The 16,544-nt window shown below is 68.1% G+C and carries 18 protein-coding genes; 12 read left to right on the top strand and 6 right to left on the bottom strand.

The features are described 5' to 3' along the window. The first annotated feature begins 46 nt into the window (after positions 1 to 46). From ABIB26_RS01815 to ABIB26_RS01785, 7 genes are all read left to right on the top strand, one after another. Positions 47 to 865, top strand: coding sequence for an APC family permease (locus ABIB26_RS01815; RefSeq protein ID WP_354239015.1), 819 nt, complete (start codon positions 47 to 49; stop codon positions 863 to 865). Between the two features lie 104 nt (positions 866 to 969). Continuing rightward, positions 970 to 2,262, top strand: coding sequence for a TrkH family potassium uptake protein (locus tag ABIB26_RS01810; RefSeq protein WP_354239013.1), 1,293 nt, complete (start codon positions 970 to 972; stop codon positions 2,260 to 2,262). A gap of 369 nt (positions 2,263 to 2,631) precedes the next feature. Further along, positions 2,632 to 2,874, top strand: a complete 243-nt coding sequence (locus ABIB26_RS01805; RefSeq protein WP_354239011.1) for a hypothetical protein — start codon at positions 2,632 to 2,634, stop codon at positions 2,872 to 2,874. 39 nt (positions 2,875 to 2,913) lie between these two features. Then, the gene (locus ABIB26_RS01800) at positions 2,914 to 3,426 is read left to right on the top strand and encodes a universal stress protein (RefSeq protein WP_354239009.1); all 513 of its coding nucleotides are present in this window, start codon (positions 2,914 to 2,916) and stop codon (positions 3,424 to 3,426) included. Between the two features lie 306 nt (positions 3,427 to 3,732). Continuing rightward, positions 3,733 to 4,077, top strand: coding sequence for a metal-sensitive transcriptional regulator (locus ABIB26_RS01795; protein WP_354239007.1), 345 nt, complete (start codon positions 3,733 to 3,735; stop codon positions 4,075 to 4,077). A 64-nt stretch (positions 4,078 to 4,141) separates the two neighbouring features. After that, positions 4,142 to 4,372 (top strand): heavy-metal-associated domain-containing protein, encoded by a 231-nt coding sequence (locus tag ABIB26_RS01790; protein WP_354239006.1) that lies wholly within the window; start codon positions 4,142 to 4,144, stop codon positions 4,370 to 4,372. Positions 4,373 to 4,493: 121 nt separating this feature from the next. Then, positions 4,494 to 6,899: a heavy metal translocating P-type ATPase gene (locus tag ABIB26_RS01785; protein WP_502913605.1), complete on the top strand. Its 2,406-nt coding sequence runs from the start codon at positions 4,494 to 4,496 to the stop codon at positions 6,897 to 6,899. 26 nt (positions 6,900 to 6,925) lie between these two features. Here the strand turns inward: ABIB26_RS01785 and ABIB26_RS01780 are convergent, their stop codons facing one another. Further along, on the bottom strand, positions 6,926 to 7,198 hold the full coding sequence (locus tag ABIB26_RS01780; protein ID WP_354239002.1) for a DUF2277 domain-containing protein: 273 nt from the start codon (positions 7,196 to 7,198) through the stop codon (positions 6,926 to 6,928). Between the two features lie 203 nt (positions 7,199 to 7,401). Then, positions 7,402 to 8,364, bottom strand: coding sequence for an EamA family transporter (locus ABIB26_RS01775; RefSeq protein ID WP_354239281.1), 963 nt, complete (start codon positions 8,362 to 8,364; stop codon positions 7,402 to 7,404). A 207-nt stretch (positions 8,365 to 8,571) separates the two neighbouring features. On the opposite strand from ABIB26_RS01775, the gene ABIB26_RS01770 reads away from it, so the two are divergent. Continuing rightward, positions 8,572 to 9,114, top strand: coding sequence for a CGNR zinc finger domain-containing protein (locus tag ABIB26_RS01770; RefSeq protein WP_354239000.1), 543 nt, complete (start codon positions 8,572 to 8,574; stop codon positions 9,112 to 9,114). Positions 9,115 to 9,166: 52 nt separating this feature from the next. Here the strand turns inward: ABIB26_RS01770 and ABIB26_RS01765 are convergent, their stop codons facing one another. The 3 genes from ABIB26_RS01765 to ABIB26_RS01755 form a co-directional block, all read right to left on the bottom strand. Continuing rightward, a complete protein-coding gene (locus tag ABIB26_RS01765) occupies positions 9,167 to 9,535 on the bottom strand; it encodes a hypothetical protein (protein ID WP_354238998.1) in 369 nt (122 codons plus the stop codon). Positions 9,536 to 9,620: 85 nt separating this feature from the next. Then, positions 9,621 to 10,214 (bottom strand): hypothetical protein, encoded by a 594-nt coding sequence (locus tag ABIB26_RS01760; RefSeq protein ID WP_354238997.1) that lies wholly within the window; start codon positions 10,212 to 10,214, stop codon positions 9,621 to 9,623. Positions 10,215 to 10,223: 9 nt separating this feature from the next. Then, on the bottom strand, positions 10,224 to 11,564 hold the full coding sequence (locus ABIB26_RS01755; RefSeq protein WP_354239280.1) for an MATE family efflux transporter: 1,341 nt from the start codon (positions 11,562 to 11,564) through the stop codon (positions 10,224 to 10,226). A gap of 190 nt (positions 11,565 to 11,754) precedes the next feature. Between ABIB26_RS01755 and ABIB26_RS01750 the strand changes: the two genes are divergently transcribed. Both ABIB26_RS01750 and ABIB26_RS01745 read left to right on the top strand, forming a co-directional pair. Beyond that, positions 11,755 to 12,189, top strand: coding sequence for a DoxX family protein (locus ABIB26_RS01750; protein WP_354238995.1), 435 nt, complete (start codon positions 11,755 to 11,757; stop codon positions 12,187 to 12,189). A 141-nt stretch (positions 12,190 to 12,330) separates the two neighbouring features. Further along, positions 12,331 to 13,305: an acyl-CoA thioesterase gene (locus ABIB26_RS01745; RefSeq protein WP_354238993.1), complete on the top strand. Its 975-nt coding sequence runs from the start codon at positions 12,331 to 12,333 to the stop codon at positions 13,303 to 13,305. 50 nt (positions 13,306 to 13,355) lie between these two features. Here the strand turns inward: ABIB26_RS01745 and dnaB are convergent, their stop codons facing one another. Further along, positions 13,356 to 14,735, bottom strand: a complete 1,380-nt coding sequence (gene dnaB, locus ABIB26_RS01740; protein WP_354238991.1) for a replicative DNA helicase — start codon at positions 14,733 to 14,735, stop codon at positions 13,356 to 13,358. A 701-nt stretch (positions 14,736 to 15,436) separates the two neighbouring features. On the opposite strand from dnaB, the gene ABIB26_RS01735 reads away from it, so the two are divergent. Continuing rightward, the gene (locus tag ABIB26_RS01735) at positions 15,437 to 15,904 is read left to right on the top strand and encodes a hypothetical protein (protein ID WP_354238989.1); all 468 of its coding nucleotides are present in this window, start codon (positions 15,437 to 15,439) and stop codon (positions 15,902 to 15,904) included. A 3-nt stretch (positions 15,905 to 15,907) separates the two neighbouring features. Beyond that, positions 15,908 to 16,483 (top strand): hypothetical protein, encoded by a 576-nt coding sequence (locus ABIB26_RS01730; RefSeq protein ID WP_354238988.1) that lies wholly within the window; start codon positions 15,908 to 15,910, stop codon positions 16,481 to 16,483. Positions 16,484 to 16,544: the final 61 nt, after the last annotated feature.

Here is a 16,544-nt window from a genome sequence, read left to right as displayed (position 1 = left end):
CCCCCAGCAGATCGGGACCGTCACTGACGCGCCCGGGCAGCCGCCGGTGCTTGCCGTGGTCCTGGCCTTTCCTGTCGCGATGGCCCTGGCCACAGGTGTCGAGGCCCCGTCCTCGGCGATCGCGCAGCTGGGCCAGCTGGACAACGCGGGCCGGAGCCGCTTCGGGCGGGTCACTCTCTGGCTCACGCTCGCCATCGTCGGAGCCATTACGCTTGGCCTGGCTGTGGAAGCGGCCCACCTGCGGGTAGGCGTCCCCCCGGAAGACAGCACCCAGATCGCCGAGCTCGCACGTCTGGCCGCCCCCGAACCGGTTTTTGCCGCGTTCCAGCTCGTCACGGCCCTGCTGCTCCTCGCCGCGGCGAGCTCCTCTTTCCAGGCCGGCCCGGGCCTGCTCAAGGCCCTCGCCCGGCGCACCAGCCGTCACGGGGAAACCATCGGCATCCTCTCCCGCCGGCTCGGCCACACCAACACCCATCACACGCCTTACTGGGGCGTCGCCCTGTTCATCCTCCTCGCCGGAGCCGTCACGGCCGCCGCCGGCGGCAACGACCAGGAGCTCGTCCTGTTCTACGCCGTCTCGGTGTTCCTCAGCTTCCTCGCCGGGTTGGTATCCATGGCCGTGTTCTCCCACCGCGACCGCCGCCGCGGCTACCTCATCATGAACATCGCAGGCGCGGTGGTCGTCGCGTTCACCCTGATCGCCAACCTGTCCCGCGGCCTTCCCATCGTCAGCCTGGCCGCTTCCCTCGCCATCGCCGGCATCCTCTATCGGGCGTGGTCCAGAGCCGGGCGGCCCCGCGGCATCCGCAACGTCGCAGCAGAAGCAGAAACAGAACCGGAAACCTTGGAAGGCGGTGGGGCGTGATCGAGCGCCGGATCGTTCACCGGAACCCTTTGCGGACCAAAGCCAAAGAAGGCGGAAGCCGGCGGATAAGAGACGGGCTACTGCACCCCGTCCGGTCAGTTCCCTTGGCATTTCTGGCGGTCATTATTCTCGGTGCCGGGCTGCTGATGCTCCCGGCCTCACGGACCGGCACCGGGGCCGACACGGTCATCACCGCGTTCTTCACGTCGGTCTCCGCCGTCTGCGTCACGGGCCTGGTCACCGTTGACACCGCCACGTTCTGGACGCCGTTCGGCCAAGGGATAATCCTCGGGCTCGTCCAGGTCGGCGGATTCGGCATCATGACCCTGGCAACCCTGCTGGCGCTACTCGTCCGCAAAAGCATCGGCCTGCGCGGCCAGCTCGTCGCGCAATCAGAAACCCACACCCTGAACTTCGGCGACGTCAGGGCAGTGCTGTTTCGGGTTGCGAGAATCATGGCAGCGTTCGAGGCAGCCACCGCCCTGGTCCTGACAGCCCGCTTCTGGATCGCCTACGACGACAACCTGGCGACCGCACTCTGGCACGGGGCATTCCACGCTGTCTCCGCGTTCAATAACGCCGGCTTCGGCCTCTACAGCGACAACCTGATCGGCTTCGCCGACGACCCCTGGATCATCGTCCCCATCTGCGGCGCCGTGATCGCCGGAGGCCTCGGCTTCCCGGTCCTCATCCAGCTCTTCAGACGCAATACCAGAATCAAAAACTGGAGCGTCCACCTCCGACTGACAATCTACGGCACCATCCTGCTACTGGTGGTCGGTATATCGCTGTTCGCAGCGTTCGAGTGGAACCGCCCCGAAACCCTCGGTCCTCTGAGCCTCGGAGGAAAAGTGGTGGCATCCCTGGCCGGCGGTGTCTTCCCGCGCACCGCCGGGTTCAACAGCATCGACTACGGTGCCGCGTCCCCGGACACCCTGATGGTCACCAACATTCTGATGTTCATCGGCGGCGGCAGTGCCGGCACCGCCGGCGGCATCAAGATCACCACGTTCCTGGTCCTGTTCTTTGCGATCTGGAACGAAATCCGCGGCCGCGATCAAGTCACCATCGCACACCGCTCCATCAGCTCCTCCTCACAGCGGCAGGCCCTCACAGTCGCCCTGCTCGGCGTAGCCGCGGTGATCAGCGGCACCCTGCTGCTCCTCATGTTCACCCACTACAGCCTTGAAAAAGTGCTCTTCGAATCCATTTCCGCCTTCGGCACCGTCGGCCTCAGCACCGGGATCACCTACAACCTTGCACCCGGCGCCCAGTGGGTACTGATGGCCCTCATGTTCACCGGCCGCATCGGCACCATCACCGTGGCCTCATCGCTTGCCCTTTCGTCGCGGCCGAGGCTGTACCAGCTGCCCGAGGAAAGACCCATCATCGGCTGACGCGGTGATCGGTTCCGCGAGCTGATGGACTCAGCCCACTTCCTCGACGGCACGTGGCCGCCGGGAACGCACCCGGGGCGGGCCGCCGGTGCCCGGATCCGGGTGCGGGCGATCAGCCACAGCCCGGAATTCCTGGGTCTCCAGGCGCTCTTGGTGTTGCTGGGCCTGGGCCTGGGGGCGCGGGGCAGGTCGCGGGACGCCTGCTCTTTGCCGCGATCTTTGCCGCAGCCCGCTTGGCCACGATCACCGGGCAGCGGCCGGCGCGGTCCTCTCGCTCGCCGTCGTGCAGGGACCTCCGGGACTGCTGATCGTCTGCGGCGTGACTGCCAAACGCTGCTGCAGGCCACCATCGTGGCCGGGCGCTGGGGCATGTCCAACCTTGGAGCCCTGCAGGAGACCTTCGCCTCGCCACTGACCGCGGTGACTGCCCTGGCACCTGCTGCCGGGCCATTGCTCGCCGCCTGGCTCGCCAGCTACACGGCGATGGGCTTCGACGTGGCGGCGGCCGCCGGCCTCGCAGCCCTGATCGCGGCGGCGTCCCTCGCAGGCAGACCCGCCGGCAGAACCGCCGGAAGGCCCGGCGGAAGGCCCGGCGGAAGGTCCGGGGAGTAGTGCCCTGTTCAGGCCGGCGCGCCGGGGCAACAATTGAGTATGTCCGACGAGCCCTTCACCGGTCCTGCGCCCCTCCTGCTCGGCGTCCTGCCGGGACAGTACCCGGAAGTGCTGCAGACCGCCGCGTCGCTGGCGGACGCTCTTTCCGCGCCCCTGATCTGCGCTTACGTGGACGAGGCAAGCTACCTGGTGGAGTGGGATCCGGCACGGTCGGCGCACCGCCTGTCCCTGCATCCGGACGCGGACGACGCCGACATCCGGGCCGTGACCCAGGAGCTGCGGTCCGTCGTCGGGGCAGCCTGCGACAAGCTCGGGGTCAACTGGGCCCTGCGGACCCTCGCCGGCGACCCGGCCCGGGCGCTCGGCCGGCTGGCGGCGGAGGCCGGCGCGGCAATGATCATCGTGGGCACCCCCGAACGCGGGCTGGGGCACCGCCTTTCCGCCGCGCTCAACGGTTCGGTCGCCGCGTGGCTCAGCCACCATCAGGAGCATCCGATCCTGATCGTCCCGGCCCCCGTCGCGAAACCTGGCCGCCCGCCGCGCGGCTCCTGACGGGGCCCCGTGGACCTTCCCGTGGACCGCAGTCCGATCCTGGCCGGCCGGTGGATTGCGGGGAAAACCGCCGCGGGGAAAGTAAAGCGAAAGTACTTATCCGGGGTGCTCGCTTTCTTGGACTGCCGCCGAGTAAGCTTAATGCCGTAGCCCGATGGAGGGCCTACCCCATAGCTGCTCCGGAGTGCGTATCCCCCAATAACGCACTCCGGAGCTCTTTAACGCCCGGACAGGTTCCGCAGTCCGGACCGCCCATACCCCCACAGGGTACTTGCGCTATACCCCTAGGGGGTATATGTTGAGTTCATGAACGAGTCTGAGCTCCCCGTCCTGGCAGCTGCCGATGCCGAACACCCGCAGCACGGCTACACCTCCAACAAGGACGCGTACCTCCGGCGGCTCAAGCGGATCGAAGGCCAGGTGCGCGGCATCGCCCGGATGGTCGACGAGGACAAGTACTGCATCGACATCCTCACCCAGGTCGCCGCCGTCACCAAGGCCCTGCACGCCGTCAGCCTGGGACTGGTCGAAGAACACATCGGCCACTGCGTCATCGGAGCAGCGTCCGAGCCGGATCCGGGTCTTCGGGCGGAAGCGATCGACTTCAAGGTCAAGGAGGCCACCGATGCCATCGGGCGCCTGCTGCGGTAGCGGCAACACCACTCACCACACGATCGGCCTGCCTCACCAGGCAGTCCACCAACAAGGAGCAGCCATGAGCACCGTTTCCACCAGCGTCAGCGTTTCCGGCATGACCTGCGGCCACTGCGTGTCCTCCGTCAGCGAAGAGCTGGAGGCGCTGGCCGGCGTCGAGAAGGTCGACGTCGACCTCAACGCCGGCGGCGTCTCCACCGTCACCATCACCTCCACCGCGGCGCTGTCCGCCTCCGAGATCGGCGAGGCCGTTGCCGAGGCGGGCTACATGGTGGTGGCCAACGAAGCCTGAACAGCACCCCGCCACCAGCCGGAACTCCACCGGGCACGCCACCAGGACAAGGAAAACCGTGAGTAACGAGCAACTGCTGGACCAGCCCGGAGGCCGGGTGATCGAACTCGATATCGAGGGCATGACCTGCGCGTCCTGCGTCAGCAGGGTCGAACGCAAGCTCGGAAAGCTCGGCGGCGTCGAAGCCTCGGTCAACCTTCCCCTGGAGTCCGCCCACGTCAGCGTCCCCGCCGGCGTCACCGACGAACAAATCACGGCCACAGTAGCCGCCGCCGGCTACAAGGCCACAGTCCGCCCACCAAGGTATCCAAGCAGACTGACTGAGCCGGCCGAAGCCCCGGACGGCGCTGGGGTGTCGACAAACCCCACCACCGGCGGAAACAAGGGTGACATACCCGCGAGCGGCGGCGCCGGGGACACGCGGAAGCGTGCGTCTAAGGGAGGAACGACCGAGCACGCGGAGCATGTGGCCGGTCGCGTCGCGGCTGGTGACCACACGGGGGCACACCCCGGCGACCGAACGCCGTCGAACGCAGCAGCCAACCGCATCCGCCCGCGGGTCATCGTCGCCGCCGTCCTCACCATCCCGGTCTTCCTGATGTCGATGTTCCCGGCGTTCCAGTTCGCGAACTGGGGCTGGGCCGCCGGTGCCCTCGCCCTGCCGGTGGTCAGCTGGGCTGCGTGGCCGTTCCACCGGGCCGCCGCCGTCAACGCCCGGCACTTTGCGTCCACGATGGACACCCTGGTGTCCATCGGGGTGACCGCCGCGTACATCTTTTCGGCCTGGCAGCTGCTTGCGGACCCGCGGATGACGGAGCACGCCAGCATGGAGGGCATGGCCGGCGGGCTCTACTTCGAGGTCGCATCCGTTGTCACCACGTTCCTGCTGCTGGGCCGCTATCTGGAGGCCAACGCCAAGAGCAAGGCCGGCGACGCGCTGAAGGCCCTGCTGAATCTGGGCGCGAAGGACGCCACGGTCCTCCGCGACGGCAGCGAACACAAGATCCCGGCGGACCAACTTGAGGTGGGCGACGTGATCGTGGTCCGCCCCGGCGAGAAGATCGCCACCGACGGCGTCGTCGTCGGCGGCTCCTCGGCCGTGGACGCCTCCCTCGTGACCGGCGAATCGGTACCGGTGGAAGTCGGCCCGGACAGCCCCGTCACCGGCGCCACCATCAACACCTCCGGCCGGATCCTGGTCCGCGCCACCCGGGTCGGCGCGGAGACAACCCTGGCCCAGATGGGCCGGCTGGTCTCCCAGGCACAGACCGGGAAGGCTCCGATCGCGCGCCTCGCGGACCGTATCAGCTCCGTGTTCGTGCCCGTCGTCCTGGCCATCGCCGCCGCCACCTTCGCCGCGTGGCTGCTCAGCGCCGGACCGGTCATCAGCGGCGCCGAGCTCCGCGCCGCCTTCACGGCAGCTGTTGCAGTACTGGTCATCGCCTGCCCCTGCGCCCTGGGCCTCGCCACGCCCGTCGGACTCCTCACCGGCACCGGCCGGGGCGCCCAGCTGGGGATCCTCATCAAGGGCCCGCAGGTTCTGGAGGACACGCGGACCGTGGACACCATCGTGCTGGACAAGACCGGCACCGTGACCACCGGCCGCCTCGCCGTGGACCGCACCCTGCCGTTTGCCCCCTTCAGCCGGGCCGAGGTCCTGCGCGTTGCCGGGGCCGTCGAGGCCGCGTCCGAACACCCCATCGCCCGTGCCATTGCGGCAGCGGCGCTTGCGGCGGAACAGCAGAATGACGCCGACGACGGCGGCCGGCTGCCCGCCGTCGTCGGCTTCCGCTCCGCCCCCGGCGGCGGTGTCCAGGGCACCGTCAACGGCCGGCTGATCACCGCCGGCCGGACGGGCTGGCTGCAGGAAAACGGGGTCACCATCACGCCCGGGCAGCAGGACCTCCTCCGCGAGGCCGAGGAATCAGGCGCCACCGCCATCTGGCTCGCCGTGGACGGCGAAGCGGCCGGCATCATCAGCCTGCGCGATACGCTCCGGCACGGCTCCGCGGCGGCGATCGCCAGGCTCCGGGAGCTGGGGCTGCGGCCGATCCTGCTGACCGGAGACAACGCCGCGGTGGCTGCCCAGGTGGCGGCCGCCGTCGGGATCAGCCCGGAAGACGTCTTTGCGGGCGTGCTGCCCGAAGGCAAGGTCGAGGCGGTGCGGAAGCTGCAGGCAGGAGGCGCCACCGTGGCCATGGCCGGAGACGGCGTGAACGACGCCGCGGCGCTGGCACAGGCGGACCTGGGCATCGCGATGGGCTCGGGCACCGACGTCGCCATCGAGGCCGCGGACCTCACCGTGATGGGCAACGACCTCGGGCAGGTGGCCCAGGCCATCGAGCTGTCCCGCCGGACCCTCGCCACCATCAAGACCAACCTTTTCTGGGCCTTCTTCTACAACGCGGTCGGCATCCCGGTGGCGGCCCTGGGGCTGCTGAATCCGATGATCGCGGGCGCCGCGATGGCCGCCAGTTCCGTGCTGGTGGTGGCCAACTCGCTGCGGCTGCGCAGCTTCGGCAAGTAGGGCGGCCTTCGCGCCGGCGCCCTCCCTCAGACCGTGCCGAAGCGGACCGCAGCCCGGGCTTTGGCCTTGGCGGCTTCCTCCGCGCGGTCCTTTGCCGGGGCGTGGGTCACCAGGGAGTCGAGCAGGTGCTGCGTGGCGTGGGCAATCTCATGCACAGCCCGCTTGAAGGCCTCTTCGTTGGCCTTGGACGGCGTGGTGCTGCCGCTTATCTTGCGCACGTATTGCAGTGCGGCAGCCTCCACCTCGGCGCTGGTGGCGTGGGGTTCAAAATTGTGGAGGGTCCGGATATTTCGGCACATATCTCCATGCTAGGTGCCTCCGCGCCCGGGATCGAGGGCCCCGGGTGCGAATTTCACTGCCCGAGGAGCGGAACCGGAACCAAACCCGTTGCCTTATCAGTTGTGGTTGCTTCCGGGCCATGATACGGACCGCAACTGATAGGGCATCGGCGTGGGGATGGGAGGGGTGCCCATCGACAGGTTTCGGCGGAGCGCCCGTAAGCTCAGGGGACCGGTTCGACGTCGTTCGCGTGGACCAGCGCCGCCTGCAGCGCCGCACCGGCGATGGACGGGGTCTTCAGCTCGTCCAGCCTGACCAGCAGCACGCCGCCGACAATCAGCAGCCCGCCCAGGAGCTGGATGGGCCCGGGCAGTTCTCCGAGCAACAGCCACGCCCAGATGACGGCGAACAGCACCTCCGTGAGCGAGACAAAAGACGCCACCTTGGATCCGAGCGCCCGCGCGGCGACGATGCCCGCGACATAGGCCAGAACGGTGGCCATCACCACGAGACCGCCCAGCGCCACCCACCAGGGCGTGACCCAAGGGCCCAGCCGGGTGTCGGCGGTGCTGAAAGCCATCGGCAGCAGACCGGTTGCCGCGGCGAGCCACATGACAACTGCACCCACCATGAGCCCGCCGGAGGCCAGGACGATCGGCGGCAGGGTGTCGTTCTCCTTCGCCGTGATGAAGAAGTAGATTGCCAGGCAGACGGCGGCCGCGATCCCCCACAGCACGCCGATGAGGTCGATTTTGACGGCTCCGGTGAGATCCAGGACCAGGCCCAGGCCACCCAGGGACAGCAGCGTACCGGCGATGGTCAGCGGGCTCGGCCGTTTCCGGCTGGCAGCCCAGATCCAGAGCACAATGAGCACGGGGGCCAGGTATTCCAGCAGCAGGGCGACGCCGACCGAGAGCCTGGACACGGCGTTGAAGTAGAACAGCTGGCAGGCGGCGACGCCGATGAGGCCGAACAGCACGATGGTCAGCCAGTTGTCCCGGAGCTGGTGCCAGCGTCCGCGGAGGGCGGGAATGGCGGGGATTGCCAGGATCAGCGCCGCCCCCGTGAGGCGGGCCGTGACCGCGGCGCCGGGGGTCCAGCCCGTTTCCAGGAGCGCCTTTGCGAACGATCCGGAGAGTCCGAACACGGCAGAGGAAAACAGTGCAACCCCCAGTCCCGAGGCCATGAACCCTGACGCTGCGCCGGTCGCCCGCAGACCGCTTTTTCCGGGGGTACTTTGTCCGGGGCTGCGTGTTCCGGCACCGTGGATATCCGCGGGATTCTGGACCGGTGCATCGGCGGAACGGCGTGCGGCAGACACGGGCTGCCTCCTGTCAGGAGTAAAGTAGGGTTATGGTCATGACAGTACGCCAAGCGGCCGTAAGGAGTCAAGATGGTTTTTGCCCCTGACACGGAGGTTGCGCTGCGTTCCGTGGTCGACCTCATCAACACCTGCGCCAACGGCGACGAGCAGCTGGCCACGCCTGCGGACCTGGACCGCTTCCTGGCAGCCGAGGGCTTCACGGGCTCCCGGACCCGGGACGCCGCCGAACTGGCCAGTGTGCACCGGCTCCGCGGGGAACTCGCCGAGCTCTGGCTCGCCGGCGAGTCCGCGGCCGTGGAGACGCTGAACAGGCTCCTGCGGGAGGCCCGGGCGCTCCCCCAGCTGGTCAGGCACGATCAGTGGGACTGGCACCTGCACGCCACCACGCCGGAGGCTCCGCTGGCGGACCGGATGAGCACAGAGGCGGCGATGGCCCTGGTCGACGTGATCCGCAGCAAGGAGATGGACCGGCTGCTGGTCTGCGCCGCCGAGGACTGCGACGCCGTCGTGCTGGACCTCAGCCGGAACCGCTCAAAGCGGTACTGCGACACCGGAAACTGTGCCAACCGGGCGCACGTGGCTGCCTACCGGGCACGCAAAGCAGCGTCCTGAACCGTGCGTCCTGAACCTAGACCGGCTCAGGACGCCGGGCGTGACGGGCTGGCTAACGGAGGTCGTCCCGGGGCGTGCCGCCGGAGTTTTCGTCCGGGTCGTCGGAACCCGGTTGTGCCGGGTGGCCGCCGTGGCCGGAAGGGGACTTCCTGGAGCTGAGGTTCACGCCGGATCCCTTGCCGAGGTCCTCGGCGTTCTCCTTGTGGCTCATCGAAAGCATGGCGGCCAGGACCAGGGTGACGATGAAGGCGATGCCGGCGCCCGTGAAGGCCAGATCAAACCGGGGTGTTTTGGCGCTGCCGCCGGAGGCGAAGATCAGGACGGCGAAGAAGGCCAGCACTGCCCAGAATGCGGAGAACATGAGGGGTCCCTTGACCGAGGTCCGCAGGCTGCGCGGTTCGCCGGATTTCTGCTGTGCCAAGGTGCTTTCCTCCTGCAGCCGACGCCGGGCCGGCGTGGCAGTTTTATTACCGCAATTGTTCTACGCACGGTAGAACCTGTCCGTACTAGTTTACGGCCTCCGTCGAATCGCCCCGCGCATCGTGCCGCAGCGTCAGGCCGGCCAGCATCCACAGCACGCCGCTGATGATTGCCCCGCCGCCGGCGACGCCCAGGAGCGCGTGCGGCCCCAGCTCGATGAAGAAGGGAAGTGCCGCCGCCGTGCCGAGCCCGATCACGCCGGAGGCGATCCAGTCCCGGGCCAGCACGGTGTGGCCCCGCCCGGTGAGGCCGAGGTAGAGTTCCGCGGCGCCGGCCAGGCCGAGCCCGAGCGTCGCGATGACTGCGAACACGAGGCTTCCGGAGATCAGCCCGACGGCGGCGCCGGTTCCGGCCAGCACCGACCCCGCGGCGGACAGGACTTTGGCGGAGCCGGTGCCGCCCCGTAGTCCCGTCTTCTTGACGCTCCAGATCAGCACCGCCCCGGTGGCCAGCAGGTAGAGTCCGCCGGCCCAGCCCATTCCGACGTCGGAGGGGGAGGCCCAGAAGACGGTCAGCGCACCGAAGCCGAGCGCGACGGCGGCCCGGACGAGCACTGGCTTCCAGAGGTCCGCGGCGGCGGGCAGGGCGGTGGACGCGTCAGGGCTTGCGGGGAGAGTCACGCGTCCAGTTTAGTGCGAAGCGCCGAGCACCATCCACCGGTCCGTCCGCGCGCGCAGGCCCAGCGTGAGCGCCCGGGCCAGCATGTAGCCCAGCGAGAACGCCGCCCACAGCCAGAGCAGCCCCGCTCCGCCGTCGGCCCCGGACAACCGGACCGCGAACAAGAGCGGCAGGTAGAGGGCCAGATTCACGACGCCGGCGATCGCCAGGTATTTCGCGTCCCCCGCCCCGATCAGCACCCCGTCCAGCACGAAGACGTAGCCGGCGACGGGTTGGCTGGCCGCCAGCACCCACAGGGCGAGCGTGAGCGCGGCCCGGACGTCCGGGTCGGAGGTGAACAGGAACCCCGCCCAGGGGGCGGCGGCGGCCAGCAGCACGCCGGTGAGAACCCCGAAGCCGAGTCCCCAGCGGACCATGGTGCGGGTGAGTTCGCGCGCCGCCTCCGGATGGGCCGCGCCGAGCTCCTTGCCGATCAGGGCCTGCGCCGCGATGGCCAGGGCGTCCAGGGCGAACGCCAGGAAGGTGAAGACCGTCATCGCAAGCTGGTGGGCGGCCAGATTGACCGGCCCCTGGGCTGTGGCCACAACGACAGTGGCCAGGATCGCGATGCGCAGGCTAAGCGTCCGCAGCATCAGCCACGAGCCCACCCGGGTCATGGCACGGATGCCGCGCCAGTCCGGCAGCAGCGGCACGCCGTGGCTACGGGCGTTGCGCCGGACCATCAGCACGTAGACCAGCGCCATGGCCCACTGCGCAATACTGGTGCCGATCGCGGAGCCGGCGACGGAGAGCTGCAGCCCGTAGACCAGGAAGAGATTCAGCCCGATGTTCAGCGTGAACCCGGCGGCGGCGACCGCGAGCGGGGTCCGGGTGTCCTGCAGCCCCCGGAGGACTCCGGTGCCCGCGAAAATCAGCAGCATCGCGACGAGTCCGGGCATCGACCAGCGCAGGTAGTCCACGGCGAAGGTCAGCACCTCGCCACGGGCCCCCATCAGCTCCAGGAGCGGTCCGGCGGCTAGGAATCCGGCCAGGGCGAGGATGCTCCCCAGCAGCAGGGCCAGCCAGACGCCGTCGCGCCCGGCCGCGAGGGCCTTGGCCAGCTGGCCGTTACCGATCGCCCGCGCCACGGCCGGGGTGGTCGAGTAGGCCAGGAAAACCATCAGGCCCACCGCCGTATGCAGCACCGCCGAGGCCAGTCCGACGCCGGCGAGCTGGGCCACGCCGAGGTGGCCGACAATTGCCGAATCGGCAAGCAGGAACAGCGGTTCCGCGATCAGGGCGCCGAAGGCGGGGACGGCAAGGCGGAGGATTTCCCGCTTCCGGCTTGTCGCGGACGGCAGCGCGGCGGGCAGGGCGGCGGGAGTCGGGGACGAGGCTGGCACGGAACAACCCTAACCGGGAGGCGGGAGGCGGGGCGGGAGGCGGTCGGTGCGTAATTAGTTGACATTTCAAGTAATTTCGGGCAGACTTGATCTTGAACCCAACCGCTGCAGCGTCAGCACCGACAGCCGCGCAGCTCCCCCTTACGAAACGGTAGATCCCATGAACCAGCCCGCCCTGACCACCTCGGCCCGCACCATCCTGCGCATCGTCGTCGGCTTCCTTTTCGCCGCCCACGGCTGGCAGAAATTCAATGAATTCACCATCGCCGGCACTCAGGCTTCCTTCGCCCAGATGGGTGTTCCGGCGGCGCAAGTTGCCGCCCCGGTGATCGCGACCCTGGAACTGGTCGGCGGCGTCGCCCTGATCCTGGGCGTGCTGACCCGCGTGTTCGCCGTCGTCCTCGCCGTGGACATGCTGGGCGCCCTGTTCCTGGTCCACGCCCCGGCGGGCGTCTTTGCCACCAACGGCGGCTACGAACTGGTGCTGCTGCTGGCCGCCGCGGCCCTGGCTGTGGCCCTCGTCGGCGCGGGCAAAGTTTCCGTGGACAAGGTGCTGTTCGGCCGCGCCAACTCGAAGCTCCGCGTCCTGGCCTAGTCGCCAATCCGGAAAAGCGCGCGACGGCGGGCGGTCACCTCAGGTGGCCGCCCGCCGTCGTTCCTGCCCCCTTATGCCGTCCCGGACGGCATTTGTGTCGGGGCCCGGGACGCTTCCGCGGCCGGTCAGTAAACTCACAGCATGAGTGAGACTGCCGCCAATTCCGTGACCCTGCGCTTCCTTGCGGCCCCGACCGATGTGGGCCACAGCGGCTCGGTCGACGCCGGCACCGTGCTGGAGTGGGTGGACAAGGCGGCCTATGCCGCCGCCGTCGGCTGGGCGAAGTCCTATTGCGTGACGGCGTATGTGGGTAACATCCATTTCGCAGATCCGGTCAACAGCGGCGACATGGTGGAAGTGGAGGCCACCATCGTCTACACGGGGCGTTCCTCCATGCACATCCGCACCGTCGTGTCCTCGGGCGACCCGAAGGGCGGGGTCGCGACGATGCGCAGCCAGTGCATGGTGATCTTTGTGGCAGTGGGCGTGGACGGCAAACCCATTCCGGTGCCGCAGTTTGAACCGGTGACGGCGGAACAGATCGAGCAGCGCGACCACGCGCTGGCGCGGATCAAGGTCCGCGAGGACATCGTCCAGGCCATGAGCGCCCAGGAATATACCGACGCCGGCACCGCCGACCGCGTGGTCCTGCGGTTCATGGCCGCACCCACGGATGTGAACTGGGGCGGCAAGGTCCACGGCGGCATCGTCATGAAGTGGATCGACGAGGCGGCCTACGTCTGCGCCTCCCGCTACTGCGGGAAGGACACGGTGGCCGTCTTCTCCGGCGGCGTGCGGTTTTACCGGCCGCTGCTGATCGGCCACTTGGTGGAGGTGGAGGCCCGGCTGGTCTACACCGGCACCAAGGGCATGCACATCGCCGTTCATGTCCGCTCGGGGGATCCTAGGGGACGCGAACTGAACCTCACGACCTACTGCCTGACCGTTATGGTGGCCCGCGACGAGCACGGCACCTCGGTCCGGATCCCGCAATGGGTGCCGGTGTCAGAGGAAGACAAGCGGCTGCACGCCCACGCCCGCGAGCTGCTGGAGATCCGGGGGATGGCACCCGGAAACCGGCTGCCCAACCATCTGCTCCCGGCCGGCGGCCCGTAGCGGGCCAACGCTGGCCCTCTACGCCCGGGCGGCCTGCCGCTGGCGGCCGGCTAGAATCCGCCTCCGGCGTCGGCCGCCATGTTAGCAAACCGCGAGTAGTGGCCCTGGAACGCCACCACGATGTCCTTGGTCGGGCCGTTACGGTGCTTGGCGATGAGGATGTCCGCTTCGCCGGCGCGCGGGGATTCCTTGTCGTAGACGTCTTCGCGGTGCAGCAGGATGACCATGTCGGCGTCCTGCTCGATGGAACCGGACTCACGGAGGTCCGAGACCATGGGCCGTTTGTCCTGGCGCTGCTCGGAGCCGCGGTTCAGCTGCGAGAGCGCGATCACGGGCACCTGGAGTTCCTTGGCGAGCAGCTTCAGCGCACGCGAGAACTCGGAGACCTCCTGCTGGCGTGACTCCACTTTCTTGCCAGAGCTCATGAGCTGCAGGTAGTCGAGGATCACGAGTTTGAGGTCATGCTGCTGCTTCAGGCGGCGGCATTTGGCGCGGATTTCCATCAGCGACATGTTGGGGCTGTCATCGATGAACAGCGGGGCATCGTTCATCCGTCCCATGGTGGTGGCGATCTTGGACCACTGCTCGTCCTTGATGGTCCCCTTGCGGAGGTCCTGAAGGCCGATGGTGGCCTCGGCCGACAGCAGGCGCATCGCGATCTCGTTCCGGCCCATTTCCAGGGAGAACATGACGGTGGCGAGGTTGTTCTTGATGGCGGCGGAACGGGCGAAGTCCAGCGCGAAGGTGGACTTACCCACGGCCGGGCGGGCCGCGATGACGATCATCTGGCCCGGGTGCAGGCCGTGGGTCAGTTCGTCCAGTTCGTAGAAGCCGGTGGGCACGCCGGTCAGTCCTTCTCCGCGGTGGCCGGAGGCCTCGATCTCGTCGACCGTGGATTCCATGACGTCCTTGAGGACGACGTAGTCCTCGGCGGTCCGGCGCTCGGCGACGGCATAGATCTCGGCCTGCGCCTGGTTAACCAGGTCCTCGACCTCGCCGTCCGCGCCGTAGCCGAGCTGGACGATCTTGGTGCCCGCATTGACCAGGCGGCGCAGGACCGCGCGTTCGGCGACGATCTCGGCGTAGTAGCCGGCGTTGGCCGCGGTCGGGACGGTCTGGATCAGCTCGTGCAGGTAGGCGGGACCGCCGATGCGGTTGATCTCTCCGCGCTTCGTCAGCTCATCCGAGACGGTGACGGCGTCGGCGGGTTCGCCGCGGCCGTAGAGGTCGATGACGGCCTCGTAAATCGTCTCGTGCGCGGGGCGGTAGAAGTCCTGGCCACGCAGGATTTCGACGACGTCGGCAATGGCATCCTTGGACAGCATCATGCCACCCAGGACGGACTGCTCCGCGGGTATGTCCTGCGGCGGCTTGCGGCTTCCTTCGGATCCCCGCGTGCCCTCGAATGAGTCCAGATGCGTAACTGACAAAACTGCCGTCCTCCATTGTGTGCCGCGGCGGATATCCGTTCGCCGGCGACGCGTAAGCCATGTGCCTTGATGCCACGTGACGTTAACTGCACGTGACGTTAACTTCTGTGACGCCAACTGCCCGTGACGCCAACTGCTTGTGGCGTCCATCCCGGCGTATGCCGACTGGTTTAGTCCTATCAGCCGGCTCCGACAGTTTGCCTGCCGTCCTGCGCTGCCGTTATCCACAGCGTCGATGCCGGCGGGGCGCCGTTCCGAATTTACGGAAGGCGTCGTTCGGCGATCATCGGATTTCCGTATCCACGGCTCGATATCCCGCTACGTTATCCCCCCATCGGGCAGGCACCAACCCGGCAGGACGGCACCCCTGTGGATAAGCTGTGCACTACCGTCGCCTGCTTGTGCACAGCCTGTGGGAACAGCTGTGGATAGAAAATTTGTTGCCCCGATAATGTGCCGCTGACCTGCGGAAACACACGGTTCACCTTGTGGACACAAAACTAATTTCCGCAAGCTTCATCCACAGCTTGCACTCTGTGGCTGGGGATACACCGCGGGTCGGGTGCCACATTTGGGGCAAAATAGTCGCATTTCGTGAGGGGCATCACGGCGTTGACGGGATATTGACGCCTTAATCGGCGCACCGTGTGCGTCGTGCGGAATATGCTGTGGATAACCGCAATCTGGCATAAGCTCTAAGCATGGGCGATGTATTGCTGGTCATAGTGCCTGCCCTCATCCTGACGGCAGTCCTCTGGGCGTTCGTTACAGCCCTCAAACCGCGGGATTCCGGCGTGTCGGACGCGGAGCGATATCAGCTCGAGCTGGCCGTCCGCTCCCAGGCGCACTACGCGGCGCAGGTCCAGGCCGCCACCGCAGCGCGGGCACGGGTTGACGCCGTCACCCGGCCCAGCCAGAACGAACAACAGCAGTCTCAGCAGGCCGATCACGCCCGCGCAGCCCTGCGCGCCCAGTCCGGCTCGGCGCCGGCCGTGGGACAGCCTGGCTACCAAGGGTCCGTGTTGCCGGGCGGACAGCTGAATCCCCAGTTCGCCCTCCAGCTGCAGTCGCTGGCCCGGAACGGCAAGAAGATCCAGGCCATCAGGCTGCTGCGCCAGGCAACCCATTCAGATCTCTTGACCGCCAAGAATTATGTAGATCGGCTGTAGTACATGGAATCCCTGATCATCCCCATTCTGATTCTGGCAATCGTCGGGGCCAGCGTGTTGCTGATGGCCCGCGCGCTCGGCCGGCGCGGGGCCCACGCCCGCCCCGGGTCGGCCGCACCGCAGCCCGAGCGCGATCCCGTCGAGCTGGCCCGCGCGGCAGCGGCCAAGCTGAGCCAGGAACAGCACCGCCGCCTGTACGCGCTGATCGCGCAGGGTCAGGCCATGGCTGCTATCAAGCTCTACTTCGACAGCACCGGCGAGGGCCTGCGGGCCTCCCGCGACGCCGTCGGGGCCCTTGCAGCCCACCCCCAGCCGTTCCGGCCGGCAGCTTCGCAGCAAGCCCCCGGGGACGAGGAAGACGACACACCGCAGCGTTTCCCGTACCGCTACCGGGCGATCGCCAGCAAGGGCGACGTGACCCGCGAGGTCAGCAGCAACATGCTCAACGATGAGATCTACGGCAGGATCCGCACGCTCGCCAAGAGCGGCGACGCCGAAGCGGCAGCGACCGCCCTGACCCGCCACTCGGACATCTCCATGAAGCAGGCCCGCGAGTTCATCGCTCTGCTTGACGACTGACTTCCCGACGGCGGACTTGACCACGGCCGGCTTTCACCGGCCGGGGGTCTGCCGGCCTGGG

It is taken from the genome of Arthrobacter sp. UYEF20 (assembly GCF_040546335.1).
Lineage (GTDB): Bacteria > Actinomycetota > Actinomycetes > Actinomycetales > Micrococcaceae > Arthrobacter.
The sequence above is the reverse complement of the archived record's forward strand: the minus strand, read 5'-3'. Positions and strand labels throughout refer to the sequence as shown.